Below are 17,651 nucleotides of genomic sequence, written 5' to 3'. Positions count from 1 at the left end.
ATCAGATGTCAGCTTTTATGAGTCCGATAACTGAACTCTGAAGCCCGAAATCCAAAAGCTGAAATCCGACGACTGACAGCCGAAAGCTTCATTCCTATGTTAAAAGGTATTTTAAAATATTCAGTACTCATTTTAGCCATATTTCTATGGCTACAAGCTTACTTTCCAGCCATTTACATGAGTACCAAACTGTTTCCCGACGATTATCGGTTTGGTGATTTGTATCGACTTTCGTATCTGCCTGAGTTTAAACAAAAAGCAGAAAATTGTCATGAAAATTCAAAACCTTTAAATAGCGATACCTCTTATGTACATTTATACATCATTGGAGATAGCTTTTCAGAGGAAGCAAGAGTCAATAAAACAGATTTTAACGCTGGAAAATACACTTATATCCATTGGGCAAAAGATGCCTATATTCAATTAGATAGTACTAAAAGGAATATCTTGATTTTGGAATCAGTAGAAAGGTCAGCGAAAGAACACCTTTCAAAAGATGTAGATAATTTCCGTTGTGAAAAACCTGTAGGAAAAGTGGAAGAACCACACTTAAGTTTCCGTCAAAAAGTAATTAGAGGATGGGATAAAGTTTCCCCTGTAATATTCCCTCCTGGCACAGAAGAACGCCTTGAGCATACCTTATTCAATTATGATATATTTCTCTGGTTCAGAGAATTGAAAGCTAAAATGACATTGGTTTTCTTTGATAGAATAGAGCCTAAAGTAATATTATCGCAAGATAAACAGCATTTATTTTATATGGAGGAGGCCGATAGTACACATGGGCGTTCTGCATTTTTCCCAGTAACCGATGCTCAGATTGATACCTTCGTTACTCATGCTAATAACAGTAAAGAAAAATATTTAAAGGCGGGTTTTGATGAAGTGTATCTATCCATTATTCCCAACAAAGTAAGTGTACAATCTCCCGATTTAGGAAAATATAATCATTTAATAGAGCGTATTCAAAGCAATCCAGCTTTGAGTGTTCCAGTTATCGATACGTATGGAATATTCAGAAAATCCCCTGAAAAGTATTACCTGAAAAGTGATACCCATTGGAATTGCACGGGCAGAAATGTTTGGTTAGGCATTATCAACAAACAGATTATAGGAGAAGGCAAAAAATAAAGAGCCAGCTTGCGCTGACCCTCATCTAGCGGGATAATTAAAAGTGGTATTGCTCAATTACAACAAAGTAATAAAGCTTTTGATAACAGCACCTAAACGAACGGCATCAAATATACGCTGTTCTGTAGCACCGTGAGATTTTACCGATGCTTCGTGCGAAGTAACACACATTTCACAACCATTGATTGCTGAAATTACTAAGCTCAATAATTCAAAGAATTCTTTACCAAGCACAGGGTTCATCATGATTGACATTCTGACACCTGCGGGAATATTATTGTACGTTTCTTTATCCATAAAATGGCGGAAACGATACAATACATTGTTAGCATTCATTAAAGATACGCAAGCAGCAACCTCTAAAAGTTCTTTTTCTTCTGCTCCTTTGCTTTTTGCAAGCTCCTCCAAAGCAGTAATCAAAGTACCTGATTTCTCGTTGATAGCTACTGATAGTGCCAACAAAACAGCTTCTTTCTCTTTCAAAGTCTGTGCTTTCAAAGCGTTAGAAACATTGATTTTAAGGTCTTTGATATAACGGTGGTCGGCTGTGTTTAAGCGATCAAGGAAAAGGCTTTCAAATGTTGAAGGAAGGTTTACTTCTGCCAACAGATTATTTTTAGTTTCACTAACTGTTCCGAACATGATTTTAATTTGAAGAGGTGAAAATTAAGAGGCTTTATGTATTTAAAGCCTCTTAATTAGGAAATTAAACTGATAAAGTTTCTTCGCCTTGTTTCCAGTTACAAGGACAAAGTTCGTCTGTCTGAAGTGCATCTAAAACTCTTAATACTTCGTCAACGTTACGGCCAACAGATAAATCGTTAGCACATACCCAACGGATAATTCCTTGTGGGTCAACGATATAAGTAACACGGTAAGCGATTTTTTCGTTTGCTTCTAAAATACCTAATTCTTCAGCTAAAGATTTAGAAGTATCAGCTAACATTGGGAATTTTAATCCACGAAGATCGTCATGATTGTTTCTCCAAGCTAAGTGAACGAATTCTGAATCTGTAGAAGCACCGATTAAGATAGCATCACGATCAGAGAAATCGTCATATTTTGCATTGAAAGCAGCAATTTCAGTAGGACAAACAAAAGTGAAATCTTTTGGCCACCAGAACATTACTAACCACTTGTCAGCATTCTTGTGATCTTCTGAAGTAATATCGTAAAATTCTTTTCCTTTTTCAAGAGAAACTACTGCTGTTTTTTGGAATTTTGGGAATGTTGAGCCTAATGATAACATGATTTTTTTGTTTTCTGTTTAATTAAAATATTGAAATTGTACAATTTTTAGTTCTTTTAGAAAGAAATTAAGTATTACCGCATTTAAAAAGTAATATTTCTTTTTCTTTTACAAAGTTGCTCACTAATCTCTTTGTAAACAAATTGATAATATTGATATTTACATAGATATTCCTTATAACTTCTTTTAATAACATGACTATTACACAATTAGAATATGTAATTGCCGTCGAAAATCATAGAAATTTTGTGCAAGCTGCTGATAGTTGTTTTGTAACTCAACCAACTTTGAGTATGCAAATTCAAAAACTGGAAGATGAATTGGGTGTGAAAATTTTTGATAGGAGTCGTCAACCAGTAGTAACTACCCAAATTGGATTAGAAATTATTCAACAAGCACGTATTACTATTGCTGAATTTTATAAAATCAAAGATGCTGTCAATTCTGGGAAACACGATGTAACTGGTGAAGTCCGTTTAGGGGTTATTCCTACCATTGCTCCCTATTTGTTACCGCTTTTTCTAGCTAATTTTCTTGAAAAATATCCGAATGTTGAACTAAAGATTAAAGAACTTACTACGGATAGAATTGTACATGGCTTAAAGAATGATGATTTTGATTTGGGGTTAATTGCGACGCCTCTCCAACAGCCCAATATTGTAGAATATCCTATCTTTTATGAAGAGTTAGTTTTATATGTATCAAAAGAAAATGCGATTTATCAGAAAAAATATGCACTTTCAGAAGATATTAACCCCAAGGAATTATGGCTTTTGGAAGAAGGACACTGTTTGCGTTCGCAGATTGAGAATTTATGTGAATTAAAGCGTAAATCTATCGGCAGAAATCAATTTGAATATCAGGCTGGTAGCTTAGAGACCCTCCGCAAGATGGTAGAAAGAAACCAAGGTATTACTATCTTACCCGAATTGGCAACCATGGATTTTGATGATGAAAGATTAAAATTAATACGTCATTTTAAATCACCCGCACCTGTCAGAGAAGTAAGTTTGGTAGCTCACAAAAATTTTGCAAAATTAGGCATCCTAAAAGCCCTAAAAGAATGTATCTTAGCAGCCCTCCCCAAAGAATTGACTGTGGAAAAGAAAAGGAATATAGTGGAGGTAGCTTAGTTTTTCTCTTGGACTTTGGGATTGTAATGTAAGACTTTATGACTAGAGGACTTTATGACTTTAGGATAAAGGACTTTATGACTTTAAGCATGAAAGATTTATGACTTTTCGGATTTAAGGACATGAACAATTTAAGCGTCTCAAAAATTCTAAAGTCCTCTAGTCCTAAAGTCCATTAATCCTAAAGTCTAACAATCCTAAAATACCAAAAATCAACAAACAACAATGAAATTCATTATCACTTTATGCTTCTGTACCCTAAGCTTTTTAGGATTTTCGCAGTTATTCCAACCTAAAAAAGCATATACTCGACAAGACTCGCTTAGAGGAAGCATTACCCCCGAAAGAGCTTGGTGGAATCTTCAATACTATCATCTTAGTGTAAAAGTTCAACCCAATGATAGTACGATCTCTGGGAATAATTTGATTACTTATAAGGTATTAAAGCCCGCACAGGTAATACAAATTGATTTACAAAATCCAATGCAAATCACGAAGGTGATTCAGGATGGACAGTCATTGCATTACAAAAGAGAAGGAAATGCTTTCTTTGTGGAATTACAAAAAAAGCAGGTGACAGGTAAAACAGAATCTATCACAGTGTTTTATGAAGGTAAGCCTAGAGTAGCTCGTCGTCCACCTTGGGATGGAGGTTTTTCTTGGAAGAAAGATGCAGAGGGAAAATGGTTCATTACTACCTCGTGTCAAGGTTTAGGTGCAAGCGTTTGGTGGCCATGCAAAGACCACATGTATGATGAAGCCGACAGTATGCTGATTTCTATTACAGTACCTAAAGGATTACAGGATATTTCAAACGGAAGATTATTGAAAGTTGTGGATAATCCTGACGATACACGTACTTTCGATTGGTTCGTTTCAAATCCAATCAACAATTATGGCGTAAATATCAACATCGGAAATTACGTACATTTCTCGGAAAAATATAAAGGACTAAAAGGCGATTTAGACTGCAATTATTATGTGCTACCGGCAGACTTAGAAAAAGCCAAAGTTCAATTCAAACAAGTGCCTATGATGCTCAAGGCCTTTGAACATTGGTTTGGGCCTTATCCATTTTATGAAGATGGTTATAAATTAGTACAAGTATCCTATTTAGGCATGGAACACCAAAGTTCTGTTACCTATGGTAATCATTTCGCTAATGGCTATTTAGGGAGAGATTTATCGGGAACAGGCTGGGGGCTGAAATGGGATTTTATCATTATTCATGAGTCTGGACATGAATGGTTTGCTAACAATATTACGGATAAAGACATTGCTGATATGTGGATTCATGAAAGCTTTACTAATTATTCAGAAAACCTTTTTACAGAATATTATTACGGCAAAGAAGCTGGAGCGGCTTATGTGAAGGGATGTAGGAAACTAATTGGCAACAAAGAGACAATTATTGGTGACTATGAAGTAAATCAGGGAGGTTCTGGAGATATGTATTACAAAGGAGGAAACATGTTACATACTATCAGACAGGTTATTGATAATGATGAAAAATGGAGGCAAATTTTGATAGGTTTGAACAAAGATTTTTATCACCAAACTGTAGATACCAAGCAAATAGAGACCTACATTTCCAAAAAATCAGGGATTAATTTAAGTAAAGTTTTTGATCAATACCTTAGAAATCCCGAAATCCCGACTTTGGAATATAAAGTAGAGAATGGAGCGGTATCCTACCGCTGGACTACCTGCATTGATGGCTTTAATATGCCCGTCAAGATAGAAAATGCCACAGGTAAGTATCAATTTATTCAGCCAACTACAACGTGGAAAAGCATAAAAGGAATTAAAGACATAAAAATTGATGATAACTTTTATGTGAATTTGAAAAAGGTATAAGCTATTATTTCCCCATCTTTCCTATTAGTAGGTGACTTAAGTCCTACTGATTACCCACAAGTGTATAAATAACTGGTAATCAATAATTTTATCTCTAGCGAGGGACTTAAGTCCCTCGCTAGGAATAAGAGTTTCACGTAGTCAGGCTATGAAATGAGGCGACCAAAGCTCGGTTTGAAAGGCGATTTAAGCTTATTTAAACCAATTTTATCAATAATCTCATCTCTATTTCAACTTTTTAAAAGATGTGTGTAATTGATAGGATTTAAGTCACCTACTAATAGGAATAATTCACGTTAAAAGTTCTTATTATTTCTAATAAACATCTTTTTCAAAGAATTTGTAAATCTTTTGTCGGTTGGATATTTTCTATTAGGGGTAATATTATTAAAAATAATAGCCACTAGAAAGAGAATAAGACAGCCTGAAAGCACAGGCGATAAAACATAAAAATAGCCTAGACTTTTAATCTTATCAGACCCAATCACAGCTAATAATGCCGTTGCTCCGCCCGGAGGATGAAGCGTTTTGGTGATTTGCATCATCACGATAGCACTAGAAACAGCCAAAGGAGCTGTTAGCCAAAGAATATTAGGAAGCAGTTGATAAATAGTTACTCCTATAATAGCGGAAATCAAATGTCCACCAATCAGATTGCGTGGTTGTGCGAGGGGACTCTGAATAGCACCAAAAATCAACACACTTGATGCACCGAATGAACCTATCAGAAAAATGTTGTCATCTGAGGTAAGTTGGAAGGTTTGTAAAAATGAGATGAGTCCAATGCCAATAAAAGCACCAATAAATGACCAGAAATTTTCTTTGTAATCGACTAACGTTTCTTTGTAGATAATGTACCTTGAAATTCTTAAATTTCGTTTTAATTTTTGTCTAACCATTCGTCCATTCTTAATTCTTAGCCTAAGATAGCTTGATAGTTGTGAATTGTTTTGTGAGTTTTGTTTCTTATTTGTAAATCAAAATTAGTATGTAAAAATGATTTTACTATGAGTTAAATAAGTATTTATACTTATTTAACTCTAAATACTAGACAAGACTTTTCGTTAACAAGTTCAATTTTTAGAAATGGTTTTAGTACTACTACTTACTTTTCAAAGCAACTTTCACTAGATTTTCTTTTACCTTAAATTGTATAATTGCTGTCACTAACTCATTGGGAATTGCCTCGTTGAAAGGAAAATGGATGGTTCCTTTAGCAGTCTCATAGTCATCTAATGCCGTTTTAAAAGCTTCGACGGCAGATGCCCCTGGATAAAAGCCTATATGGTTTTTATAAGCAGCAAAATGTGCTAATTTTCCATGAAGTTTAAAAATAGGAATATCATAACTGATTCCTTCCTCAGCATTGGGTGCCGCTTCGGCTATTATTAACCTAAGGGTTTGTAGCTGTTCTTGTATCTTCAAAGGGAAACCTGCGATGTAATCATCAATAGTATTGATTTTAATGATCGAGTTTTTCATGGATTGCTCTGATTATTGGTTTTATCTAACCTGTTAATTTTCAAGAAAATTTAACATAAAAAAAGCCTTTATCCGTCACGGATAAAGGCTTTTTTTATGAAATGAATTGAAGAAAATTAATTCCCCACAATGAATACAGCATTTCCAAACAATAATTTACCATTTTGCCAGAAACCTCTGAAAATAGGGTCATTAGCTAAGTAAACAATTTGTCCACGACCAAAATCTTGTGTCCCGAAAATCATGGAGTTTTTAAGCTTTTCTTGTGCTTTTACACCTACATAGCCCGCTATTAAATCTTTGGTTTTAGTGACACCCACGTTCCAACCATCCGTTAAATATTGGAAATCAGTTGTTTCTAACACCAAACTATAGTAGTTTTTGTCATATCCAAAAGCCAATGGATTGGTATTATCCATTGAAAGTTTGTAAATACTTCCCGGTGTTTCTTCTGAAACAGATTCTCTTTCAGCATTGGCATAAACCTTTAATTTAGCCGATTCGTTTTCTTTGTCTTTATCCTTTTTCTTATCCTCTTCTTTGTGTTTCAACTCAAAACCATCTTTGCCCGCTAAAGCATTCAATGCGCCTTGTATCGCAATCAATTTGCCACCAGCACGTATCCAGTCTTTTACTTTGTTTAAGTTTCTGTCATCCAAAATTTTATTGTATCGACCATCTGCTAAAATCAATACATCATATTTAGATAAATCAACTGTTCCCAACGTGTTTTCACCAATAATTGTAGCAGGATACTCAAGTTGTTTATCAAAGAAATGCCACGTGCCACCAAAACCAGTAGCAGAAACACCTTCACCTGAAACAATAGCCACTCTTGGTGGAGCTAAATACGATACATTATCTGACCCAAAATCTGAACCTTTAGTAGACATACCTGTAGATACCGAATAAAGATTTACTTGGAACTTATCGGCTTCAGCTCTTACAATTTTATCAAAAGAATCACCTAAGCGTTCGTTTCCTGTACGAGTAATTACTAAAGTACCTTCGTTATATGTTTGGTTTTCGATTTCAAAAGGCTTGGCTGCTGAACGAACTTTGATGCCTTTTTTCAATAAAGAAGCCAATAATTTCAATTCACTGAATGCTTGCCATTTTACAATATAAGCATACGGTTTTTCTATTTTTGACGTAGCAGGTACAAACTGAGGCTTGGGTGCTGGCGTAATTTTATCTTTAACAGCAAAGGCACTTAAACCATAAGCATACGGTAACGACCATGACGTAATGTCGTAAGTGACAGAATCTTCAACCATTGTTTTAGGTTCTAATAAAATCTTTAAGAACGTAGAACGAGGTTGGAATAAGTTAATCACAATATCATCGGGGTCGATGGCGAAACCTACATTTTTATCATCCTGATAGCTATAGCCAGCCGCTACTAATGATTTTCCTGCAATACCATATTGGAAGTTCTCACGGTCTAAATAATTCAAGAACTCGCGTGTTCTGCTCTCGTTTCCTTTCGTTTTAAATACAAATGATTTGTATTGACCTACTGGCGTTTTTTGAGCATTATCAAAGAACTTGATAAACTCAGTAACGGTTTTGTCTGCATTCGCTGAAATGGCTTCTAAACAAGAAAAAGAAGTACTTAAGTGGTGGTCGATTCTTTGTTTTAAAGTAAGGGTATCACCATCTCTTTTAGTAACCCCTAAGCCACCTCTACCGCCTCCGCCTTGTTCGTAAGTCATACCGAAGGCACCGTTATAAGTTGGGTAAGTATCACCATAAGAAGGATATAGCAAGTCAAAACGTTCTTTTGAGAAATACAACCATCCATTTTTATCAAAATCACGTTTGTTATAATCACCCAAAATCTTCTGGAATTCTCTTTGCCAGCTAGTAATATCTTCGTGATATGGTTTGGCAGAAGGTGAGAAATAATAAGGGTTTTCTACACCTTGCTCATGAAAGTCGGCATGAAGGTGTGGCATCCATTGACGGTACACTGCCATTCTTTCTTGCGATTCTTTTTGTGTTTGCCATGCCCAGTCACGGTTCAAATCAAATAAATAATGATTAAAACGTCCACCTGGCCAAGGTTCAGCATGTTCAATTGCAGCAGGATTTGGGTTATACACAGCACCTACCTTTTGATTATAAAAGTTTACATAACGGTCGTATCCATCAGGGTTAATGCTAGGGTCTAGGATAACCACAGTATTGGCTAAAATAGCTTTTGAACGCTCGTTAGTAGGGTTCATCAACTCGTATAAGGTAAATGGAGCAGTACTTGTTCCGCATGACTCATTACCATGTACGTTAAAACTCAGCCAAGCAATCGCAGGTTGTTTTTTAGTAGGCTTTCCTTCCAGTAAACCAATTGACTTTAGGTTATTGGTCCTGATTTCTTCTAATTGTGCAAAATTTTCAGTAGATGCTAAAATAGCAATCATCAATGGGCGACCTTCATTAGTTGAGCCATACTGAATCAATTTAACCTGATTAGGACTTTGGCGAGCTACATATTCGTAATAACTCACTACTTGATGATGTCTTAGAAAGCGTTCGCCTTTTTTAAAGTTTAGAAACTCTTCGGGAGACTGGAGCTTGCTTTGTGCTGATGCACAGATACTTAGTAGCAAAAATGCGTAAATTAATAGATTTTTGGGCATGATTTTGAGTTTTGATGAATAGATTCAAACCAAAAATAGAAATAAAAAACTTCCTAAAAAATCAATTGTCCTTTTTTTCACAACAAGATTTTTGTGGTACAGGGTCATAGCCACTACCGCCCCAAGGATGGCAAGAGGCAAAACGTTTCATACCTAAACGAAAGCCTTTTGAAAAACCCCAGATTTGAATGGCTTCAATCATGTATTGCGAACAAGTAGGAGTATAACGACAAGCATTCGGGAAAAAAGGAGAAATGAGTCCTTGATATATACGCACAAAAACAATAAGGATTTTACTAGGGATATTTGCCATTGGTTGGAATGTTTTCTCAAAGGTAAACATCCTTTTTCAAATGCTAAAAAAACAATATAACCTTAGCTTGATATTCTGCTAAAACGCTCTCATAATATGCACAATTCAGATGGGTTTATGCTATTATATGGGGTGTGAATGACCTTGTATTAAAAGATTGGACTATCACATAAGTATCACTAAAATGAGTAAAGTTTGATGTTTCGTTGTGTTTTAAAGGATGAAATATAAATTAGTTTTATATTGCTTTAATATCCAAAACATCTCAACTATTTATCCGTATGAAAAAAAGAACATTTTTAAAAACGTCGTCAATTATGGTAGGAGGAATCGTGCTTTCTCGCTTAGTAGCTTGTAAGTCAGCACCAAAAACGCACCTGAAAAACTGGGCAGAAAATTTAGAATACAGTGCCGAAAATGTCTATTATCCCAAAAATGTAGAAGAAGTACAGGAAATTGTAAAGAAGTGTGATAGTCTCAAAGCGTTAGGGTCGCGTCATTCTTTTAATACCATTGCTGATAGTAGCGAGAATCAGATTTCCTTAAAAGACTTCAATAAAGTAGTCTCATTAGATAAAAAAGCGAATACTGTTACGGTAGAAGGCGGTATAAAATATGGCGAATTAGCCCCTTATTTAGAAGAAAATGGCTATGCCTTACACAACTTGGCTTCCCTGCCCCACATTTCAGTAGTGGGAGCTTGTGCAACCGCTACACATGGCTCTGGCGTTAAAAATGGAAACTTATCTACAGCCGTTACTGCCTTTGAATTTGTAAATGCCGAAGGAGAAGTAATCAATCTTTCAAAAGAAAAAGATGGCGAAAAGTTTAATGGTGCCGTAGTTGGGCTAGGGGCTTTAGGGGTAGTTACTAAAATTACCTTGGCATTGCAACCGAGCTTTAAAATGAAGCAGGTAGTTTATAGAAACCTACCGATGAGTGCCTTAGAAAAGAACTTCGAGACCATCATGTCTAGTGGCTATAGTGTAAGCTTGTTTACCGACTGGAAGAATAAAAATATTAATGAAGTATGGGTAAAAAGTAAAGTAGAAGAAGGGGATACGACGGAAATTCCAGCAGCATTATTTGGCGCAAAATTAGCGACACAAAACCTACATCCGATAGAAGAAATTTCAGCAGAAAACTGCACCGAGCAATTAGGTGTAACTGGCGTATGGTATGAACGAATGCCACATTTTAAAATGGGTTTTACGCCAAGTGCAGGGAAAGAATTACAGTCGGAATACTTTGTTCCTATCGAACACGCTTATGAAGCCATGATGGCAATAGAAAAACTACACGAGAAAGTTAGCCCGCATATTTTTATCTCAGAAATTCGCGCCATTCAGGCAGATGATTTATGGATGAGCCCTTGTTACAATCAAACGTGTGTAGCCATACATACTACTTGGAAACAAGAAATAGATGTAGTAATGGGTCTGCTTCCGCTCTTTGAAGAACAATTAGCACCTTTTAATGCCCGTCCACATTGGGCAAAACTCTTTACGATGGACGCAACGGTTTTACAAGGTCGAATTGGAAAGTTAAATGACTTTAAGGCTTTGGTAAAAGAATATGACCCCAAAGGAAAGTTTCAAAATGAGTTTTTGAAGAAAAATCTTTTTAACAGCTAATGCCGTAAAATGAAACTATAATTCATTTTTCTGAATTTAATCCAAACCAAGAATGCATAGTCTGCGTATATCTGCTAAAATTTCCACATAAAACTATTAGTAGATATGCACTCAAATAAATTTAGACTGTTACTGACAGCCTCCGCTTTTGCTTTGGGTTTCAGTATGTTTTCCTGTAAGGATGACAACGAAAACGTGCCAGCGGTTATTAAACCAGACCAGACGTTCTACGTATTAGCAGATGGTAAGCAATTGATGAAGGTAAATGCCATGAATTCAGAAACTGCTACTGCTACCACCACTATTTCAGGTTTGTTAGCGAGCGATGCTTTGGTATCCATAGATTTTCGCCCTGCCACGGGGGAATTATATGGCGTAAGTACCATGAATAGAATTTATGTAATTAATCAAGAAACAGGTACTGCCAGAGTAATAGGTACTACTGCTCTAAATCCTGTTATCAATGGTACAGCGGTAGGTCTAGACTTTAACCCAACTGTTGATAGAATCAGATTGGTAACCAATACAGGGCAGAATTTACGTTTGCATCCAGAAACGGGTGCAGTTGCAGCGACTGACGGGAGTATTAATGGCGGTGCTAGTCCTGTGATTGAATCAGTAGCTTATACCAACAATGTGGCTGGTGCCAGTAGCACGATTTTATATGACATTGATTCAAAATCTGATAAATTATACAAACAAGACCCCCCTAATAATGGTACTTTAGTTGAAGTAGGTGCTTTAGGTATTGACATAAGTGCTTCGGCAGGTTTTGATATTAATCCAGCAGGTGATGTAGCCCTTACGGCTGTAATGGTTTCGGGTAAATGGGAACTTCATCAAGTAGATATTACAACAGGGAAATTAACAAAATTAGGCAATTTACCTGCTGGAAATATCACTGGTTTGGCTATTCCAACCTCACCAGTGGCTTATGCGGTGGATGAAAGTAATAATTTGATGGTCTTCAATTATATGAATATTGGTACACCCGTTTCAAAAGCAATTACAGGTTTGCAAACAGGCGAAAGTATTGTAGGAATAGATTTCCGCCCTGTTACAGGACAATTATACGCTTTGGGTAGTACCAGTAGATTGTATGTATTAAATACTTCGTCGGGAGTTGCCACAGTAGTTGGTACAGCACCATTTGCTACTGCTTTAGCGGGAACATCCTTTGGCTTTGATTTTAATCCTACCGTAGATAGAATCCGTTGTATCAGTAATACAGGGCAAAACTTACGTTTACATCCAGAAACTGGAGCAATTGCAGCAGTAGATGGTGCTTTGAATCCGGGTACACCGTCTATAACAGCCTCTGCATATACCAATAATTTTGCAGGAGCTACCTCAACGGTTTTGTTTAATATTGATAATGTAACGGATAAATTATACAAGCAAGACCCCCCAAATAATGGTACATTGGTAGAGGTAGGAGCATTGGGGATTAATGTTGAAACCGTGGGAGGATTTGATATTAGTAGTAGAGGAGGAATAGCTTATGCAGCCTTGAAGGTTGGTGATAAATCTTCTATTTACACCATAAATCTTACAACAGGAGCAGCTACAAAATTAGCAGATTTACCAAGCACAGTACGTGCCTTCACGGTAGGAACAGGTTTTTAATATTTGGTGTAGTTTATGATTATGCAAAACCCCAAGGGATTTCTTCTTGGGGTTTTTTGTGTTCATCAATTTATCACAGGTACTGTATCAACCATTCTCTAGCTTCTATATCATTTGAAAATGACTTCATCGGAATAGGAGGTTTCTTAAATTTGAAAAGAATATTCATGATAAATTGAGCCAACCCTGCCTTAGAAACCATCGCCATAGCTTTATAAACATTAGGCAATTGCTCAGTAGAAAACTGACGAGTAGCTTTATCAGGTATAGGCGAATCACACAGATAAATTAATAATGGAACAGTCTTATTATTCGTAATAGACTTCACCAAAGCAATATTATCTGTAATATTTTGAACCGTCCTTTTAATACTCTTTGAATACGAATACAAAATACCGTCACTGTTTAGATAATAGTCAGCGATTTCGCCTTTTATGAGGTCTGCGTTGGGAGGAGGAAGCATAATGTTATTTATCGAATTTAATCTTTATTGCCAATGTTCAACTTAGATTTCGCTTTGTCAACTTTTCAAAAGTTGACAAAGCTCTTAATTTTGTATCATTCCAAATCAACCACTTGTTTCCCCGCTACCAAAGAAATCGTTTTTCCGTTCCAAACAAATCTGCCAGAAAGGTTAGGAGGTAGGGTTATTTCCCCTTGAATACCTGTTTTGCCTTTGCGGTTTAGCTTTACGGTAATGTCTCCATTAGGATGTGGCATTTTGCCTGAGATGTTTTCTAAGGTTCCTAAAGAAGGTTGGATACGTACTTCTTCAAAGCCGGGGGCATCGGGCATGATTCCGCAGATAGTCGCTAGAAAATCATAATTAGGCGATGCCGACCAAGCATGACAGTCGGAGCGAGTAGGGTCGGCTTGTTCTGCAAAAGTGGTTAAACCAATCTTGAGCATATCTCGCCACGGCGTTAGTGTGTCATAATACAAAGAAGCACTTCCTGTTTTTTTGAGGGCTTGTGTTAAATAAAAGCGGAAATAGAAAGTAGCTTGTGTTAAACTTGGGTCATTTAAAATCTTGTCCATAATCGCCTTTTCATTGGCACGTGGCACAGCGTTGGCAAGGATAGCAAAGATATTTCCATGCTGACTAAAAGCCTTTTTATCAGGCGTGTCAGCTACTTCATTTTTGGTAGCATCCCAACATTGCTCGTAGCTTGATTTCGAGAGTAAATCGGCCATTGTACGATAATAAATAGCTTTTTCTTTGTCTCCATAAGTATCAAAAATGGCAGCTGCTTGTCGTAAAGTATAGGCATACTGAAAGCTGATGATAGATGAATTTCCATCTGTTGCTCCATCAGGAATACCACCAATATCCGAAACTGCATTCCATTTCCAAGGCTTAGCCCAATCTACAAACGACCACCAGTTCATCGCTCCCAACATATTTTTTTGAGGGTCTATTTTCCTTTCATACCAACCCAATACTTTTTCTATATTGGGCAAAAGCGTTTTCATAAAGGCATCATCCTTGCGGTGCATCCAATAGTCATACGCCATAGATACCCAAAACAACGAGAAAGTGGGAATGATTTGGGGCGTATTGCATGGGTAACGGCTTTGGGTTAAACCTTCGGATGTCATAGAATTATTGAAATCTGTCAGGGCTTTACGCATCAGACGGTCGTCGCCAGAAACATATAATGATATTAAGGCTTGGATGCGGGTATCACCCGTATATTGCAATTGCTCATAATAAGGGCAATCAAAATAGCTTTCACCTGCACACAAACGTGCCGTTTGCCAGCCTACTTTCCAGATGTCTTGTAGGCTTGGGTCATTACTAGTAAAGTTGGCTTTTTCTTCAAAAGGATAACCCGTTTTTAAGCCATAAAAATCATCGATTGCTAAAGGTTGTTCTTTGGTGATAATCGTAATTTCTATATAACGATAGGTTCTAAACCAAAGAGGTTTGAAACTGCTTTTAGCTTGCCCGTCTGGATGAAAAATATCTTGGATACCAATAATTCTTTTACCTTCAATCTCGTTTCTGTTTCCCTTTACCCATTTATCATCAATCAAAGCCTCCGCATACGTAAAACTAATATCAGCAGATTTACCTCCGCTCACAATTATTTCAGGGTAGGCAACAGTTTCAAATGTTTGGTCTAATAAAATTGTCGTTTTGCTATTGGCAGGAATTGTTAATGAGCCTTTTCCTTTCAACCAATTATCATGCATGGTGATAGTTTTTGTACTCTCAAATCTACGAATGGTATTGATATTTTGATGAATTTCCTCCATTTGTGGAATCGTTCGAGGTACTAAATACCATTCTGCTCCTGAACCTGTTCCCGAAATATAACCATGTTCTAAAGTTCTGGCTGTTAGCCACTGACTATCATCAAATAATGGTTTTTCCCAATTGCTTGGAAACTTTGTGGCATCCACTTCTTCGCCACAGCCTACTACGATATAGGTACGTAACTTTGAACCTTCTACAGGAATAGGTTTATAGGCCTGATTTTGCAATACCTTCCAAGTGTTATTAGTATTGGCAACACTTTCCAGTTCAGTATTCCCTTGGATGATAAAACCCGTTTTATTACTCATCTGTGCGGCAGGCATATATTCGCCAAAATTCCAGACGATGGCAGCAATGGTATTTTTGCCTTGCGTTAAGTATTGAGCAATATCAAAAGTCTCAAAATTCCAGTGCATTAAATCGCTTCGAGCAGGGCCAGCACCAATAAAATGGCCATTGACAAAAAGTCGATAGCGATTATCACCAGAAACATTGATGATAAACTGACTAGGTTTTTCTGTTAAATCGAAATTTTTACGAAAATGATAAACGCCAAAATCTTTAAGACTTACCTGTTGCGGTGCTATCCAATTGGCTTGCCAACGATGATTTAACACCTTAAGACTTGCTTGTTGTGCTGAAAGTGGAAGGGTGAAAATTAAAGAGATGAGCAACGCTTGCAGTACTTTCATTGTCGTTTTTGATTGATTGTGGATAATGAAACTAAAATACAGATTTAGTCTAATATTCCTTGCCTGTTCCTACATGTTATTCCAAATCCTTATCTCTAGTGGAGGTGGAGTTGTTTATGTAAATTTCTTTCTATTAGCGAGTGACTTAAGTCACTCGCTAATAGAAAGAAATTATGAGAGATAGAAAAAGCTTTTATCCCTCATAAAACCCCAGTTTCTTGAGTGAGAGAAGAAAATTTTATTTCTGAGTACAGTTTACAGTAGATAGTATTAAAAAAATAAAGGCTCTTTCCGATAACAGAAAGAGCCTTTATTTCAATCAAAAAACCTACTTTGTACCATATTTCTCAGCATATTTTTTGTACAAACGTTTTTGTTTGTCGTCCAAATCTACCTTGCGACCTTGAATGAATGCTTGTTCTACTTTCGCAGTACGCATATCCAATACATCTCCAGCAGATACGATTAAAGTAGCATGTTTGCCCACTTCTAAAGTACCCACCAATTTATCAATTCCTAAGATTTTTGCATTATTAGCCGTGATAAGCTTCAACGCATCTTCTTTGTCCATACCGTGTCCTGCTACTGTACCAGCCACGAAAGGTAAATTACGCGTTCTCCAGTTTAATCCGATATATGCTAACCCTACTAAAACACCTTTTTGCTGTAATAAGTGAGGCAATTTATAAGGTAAATCCGTATCATCGTCTACTTTATTAGGCAAACGGTGTGTCGTACCGACAATAACAGGTACGTTGTTTTCTTTCAAGAAATCAGCTGCTAATAACGATTCTTCACCACCGATGATTACGATTTTCTTTACACCTTTTGCTTTAGCAAACTGTACCGCTTCGATAATTTCCTTACCATAGTCAGCCGAAATGTATAGATTTTTTGAACCGTCAAAAAGACCCTTCATCGCTTCCATCTTTACATTGATTACCGCAGGATTTTTGATTTGTGCATAAGCAATCGCATCATCAAATGTTTTGTCTAATTCTCTCAACAATTCATCTCTTTTGTCGTTCTTTTTAGTCGTGGCTGTAAAAGTAGAAAAATCAAATTCACGTTTGAAATAGCCAATCCAGTTTACATGCACGCCATCATCTTTCTTCAAAACGGCATCTTCCCAGTTCCAACCGTCTAATTGCATAACAGAAGACATCCCTGTGATAATATCACCTTGTGGTGTTGCTTGTGTCAATAATACGCCGTTGCTTCTTACTGTAGGAATCAACTCTGAGTCTGTATTATAAGCAATCAAAGCACGAACGTGTGGATTGATTGGCCCAATTTCAGCTTGGTCATCTGTTGCTCTTACTGCCTCAATTTCAACCATTCCCAATTGGTTTGCTGGCGAAATTAATCCAGGATAAACGCTTTTGCCTGCTACATCGATTACTTCGGTGTTAGCTTTGTTAAAAGCCGTGTTAGCATCGCCAACAGCCGTAATGATACCTTTATCAAAAACGATTACACCGTTTTGAATTACTTTTCCCGCAGCAGTATGAATCGTTGCACCTGTCAGGGCGATAGCTTTGGTTTGGGGCGAGCCTGCAGCTTGGTTTTGGGCAAACATAGTATTTGCCAACAATAAGCACACTATGCTATATATGTATTTTATGTTTTTCATTG

Annotated in this window: 14 protein-coding genes; 5 read left to right on the top strand and 9 right to left on the bottom strand. The window is 36.7% G+C overall.

Translation table 11 applies throughout. The features are described 5' to 3' along the window. The first annotated feature begins 96 nt into the window (after nucleotides 1–96). Nucleotides 97–1,131, top strand: a complete 1,035-nt coding sequence (locus J2Y60_RS19530) for a hypothetical protein (protein WP_309922812.1) — start codon at nucleotides 97–99, stop codon at nucleotides 1,129–1,131. Nucleotides 1,132–1,188: 57 nt separating this feature from the next. On the opposite strand, the gene J2Y60_RS19525 is transcribed toward J2Y60_RS19530, so the two are convergent. After that, nucleotides 1,189–1,773: a carboxymuconolactone decarboxylase family protein gene (locus J2Y60_RS19525; protein WP_309922810.1), complete on the bottom strand. Its 585-nt coding sequence runs from the start codon at nucleotides 1,771–1,773 to the stop codon at nucleotides 1,189–1,191. Between the two features lie 64 nt (nucleotides 1,774–1,837). Continuing rightward, nucleotides 1,838–2,380, bottom strand: a complete 543-nt coding sequence (locus tag J2Y60_RS19520; RefSeq protein ID WP_309922808.1) for a peroxiredoxin — start codon at nucleotides 2,378–2,380, stop codon at nucleotides 1,838–1,840. A gap of 194 nt (nucleotides 2,381–2,574) precedes the next feature. On the opposite strand from J2Y60_RS19520, the gene J2Y60_RS19515 reads away from it, so the two are divergent. Continuing rightward, nucleotides 2,575–3,513: a hydrogen peroxide-inducible genes activator gene (locus tag J2Y60_RS19515; protein ID WP_309922806.1), complete on the top strand. Its 939-nt coding sequence runs from the start codon at nucleotides 2,575–2,577 to the stop codon at nucleotides 3,511–3,513. Nucleotides 3,514–3,738: 225 nt separating this feature from the next. After that, the gene (locus J2Y60_RS19510) at nucleotides 3,739–5,370 is read left to right on the top strand and encodes a M1 family metallopeptidase (RefSeq protein ID WP_309922804.1); all 1,632 of its coding nucleotides are present in this window, start codon (nucleotides 3,739–3,741) and stop codon (nucleotides 5,368–5,370) included. A 296-nt stretch (nucleotides 5,371–5,666) separates the two neighbouring features. Here the strand turns inward: J2Y60_RS19510 and J2Y60_RS19505 are convergent, their stop codons facing one another. The 4 genes from J2Y60_RS19505 to yidD all read right to left on the bottom strand — a co-directional run bounded on the left by J2Y60_RS19505 (nucleotide 5,667) and on the right by yidD (nucleotide 9,804). Continuing rightward, nucleotides 5,667–6,269 carry an HPP family protein gene (locus J2Y60_RS19505; protein ID WP_309922802.1) on the bottom strand — a complete coding sequence of 201 codons (603 nt, stop codon included), beginning with the start codon at nucleotides 6,267–6,269 and terminating at the stop codon, nucleotides 5,667–5,669. A 202-nt stretch (nucleotides 6,270–6,471) separates the two neighbouring features. After that, nucleotides 6,472–6,852 carry a DUF1801 domain-containing protein gene (locus tag J2Y60_RS19500; protein WP_309922800.1) on the bottom strand — a complete coding sequence of 127 codons (381 nt, stop codon included), beginning with the start codon at nucleotides 6,850–6,852 and terminating at the stop codon, nucleotides 6,472–6,474. A 116-nt stretch (nucleotides 6,853–6,968) separates the two neighbouring features. After that, nucleotides 6,969–9,491, bottom strand: coding sequence for a M14 family metallopeptidase (locus J2Y60_RS19495; protein ID WP_309922798.1), 2,523 nt, complete (start codon nucleotides 9,489–9,491; stop codon nucleotides 6,969–6,971). 61 nt (nucleotides 9,492–9,552) lie between these two features. After that, complete coding sequence (gene yidD, locus J2Y60_RS19490) at nucleotides 9,553–9,804, bottom strand: membrane protein insertion efficiency factor YidD (RefSeq protein WP_309922796.1); 252 nt, start codon at nucleotides 9,802–9,804, stop codon at nucleotides 9,553–9,555. Nucleotides 9,805–10,085: 281 nt separating this feature from the next. Between yidD and J2Y60_RS19485 the strand changes: the two genes are divergently transcribed. Further along, nucleotides 10,086–11,438, top strand: a complete 1,353-nt coding sequence (locus J2Y60_RS19485; RefSeq protein ID WP_309922793.1) for an FAD-binding protein — start codon at nucleotides 10,086–10,088, stop codon at nucleotides 11,436–11,438. A 105-nt stretch (nucleotides 11,439–11,543) separates the two neighbouring features. Then, a complete protein-coding gene (locus J2Y60_RS19480) occupies nucleotides 11,544–13,064 on the top strand; it encodes a DUF4394 domain-containing protein (protein ID WP_309922791.1) in 1,521 nt (506 codons plus the stop codon). Between the two features lie 73 nt (nucleotides 13,065–13,137). On the opposite strand, the gene J2Y60_RS19475 is transcribed toward J2Y60_RS19480, so the two are convergent. The 3 genes from J2Y60_RS19475 to J2Y60_RS19465 form a co-directional block, all read right to left on the bottom strand. Continuing rightward, nucleotides 13,138–13,527: an STAS/SEC14 domain-containing protein gene (locus tag J2Y60_RS19475; RefSeq protein WP_309922789.1), complete on the bottom strand. Its 390-nt coding sequence runs from the start codon at nucleotides 13,525–13,527 to the stop codon at nucleotides 13,138–13,140. A 95-nt stretch (nucleotides 13,528–13,622) separates the two neighbouring features. Further along, on the bottom strand, nucleotides 13,623–16,016 hold the full coding sequence (locus tag J2Y60_RS19470) for an alpha-L-rhamnosidase N-terminal domain-containing protein (protein ID WP_309922786.1): 2,394 nt from the start codon (nucleotides 16,014–16,016) through the stop codon (nucleotides 13,623–13,625). A gap of 328 nt (nucleotides 16,017–16,344) precedes the next feature. Continuing rightward, nucleotides 16,345–17,649, bottom strand: coding sequence for an amidohydrolase family protein (locus J2Y60_RS19465; RefSeq protein ID WP_309922784.1), 1,305 nt, complete (start codon nucleotides 17,647–17,649; stop codon nucleotides 16,345–16,347). Nucleotides 17,650–17,651 lie beyond the last annotated feature (2 nt).

The organism is Arcicella sp. BE140 (genome assembly GCF_031456255.1).
Lineage (GTDB): Bacteria > Bacteroidota > Bacteroidia > Cytophagales > Spirosomataceae > Arcicella > Arcicella aquatica.
This window is presented reverse-complemented; position numbering and strand designations above follow the sequence as displayed.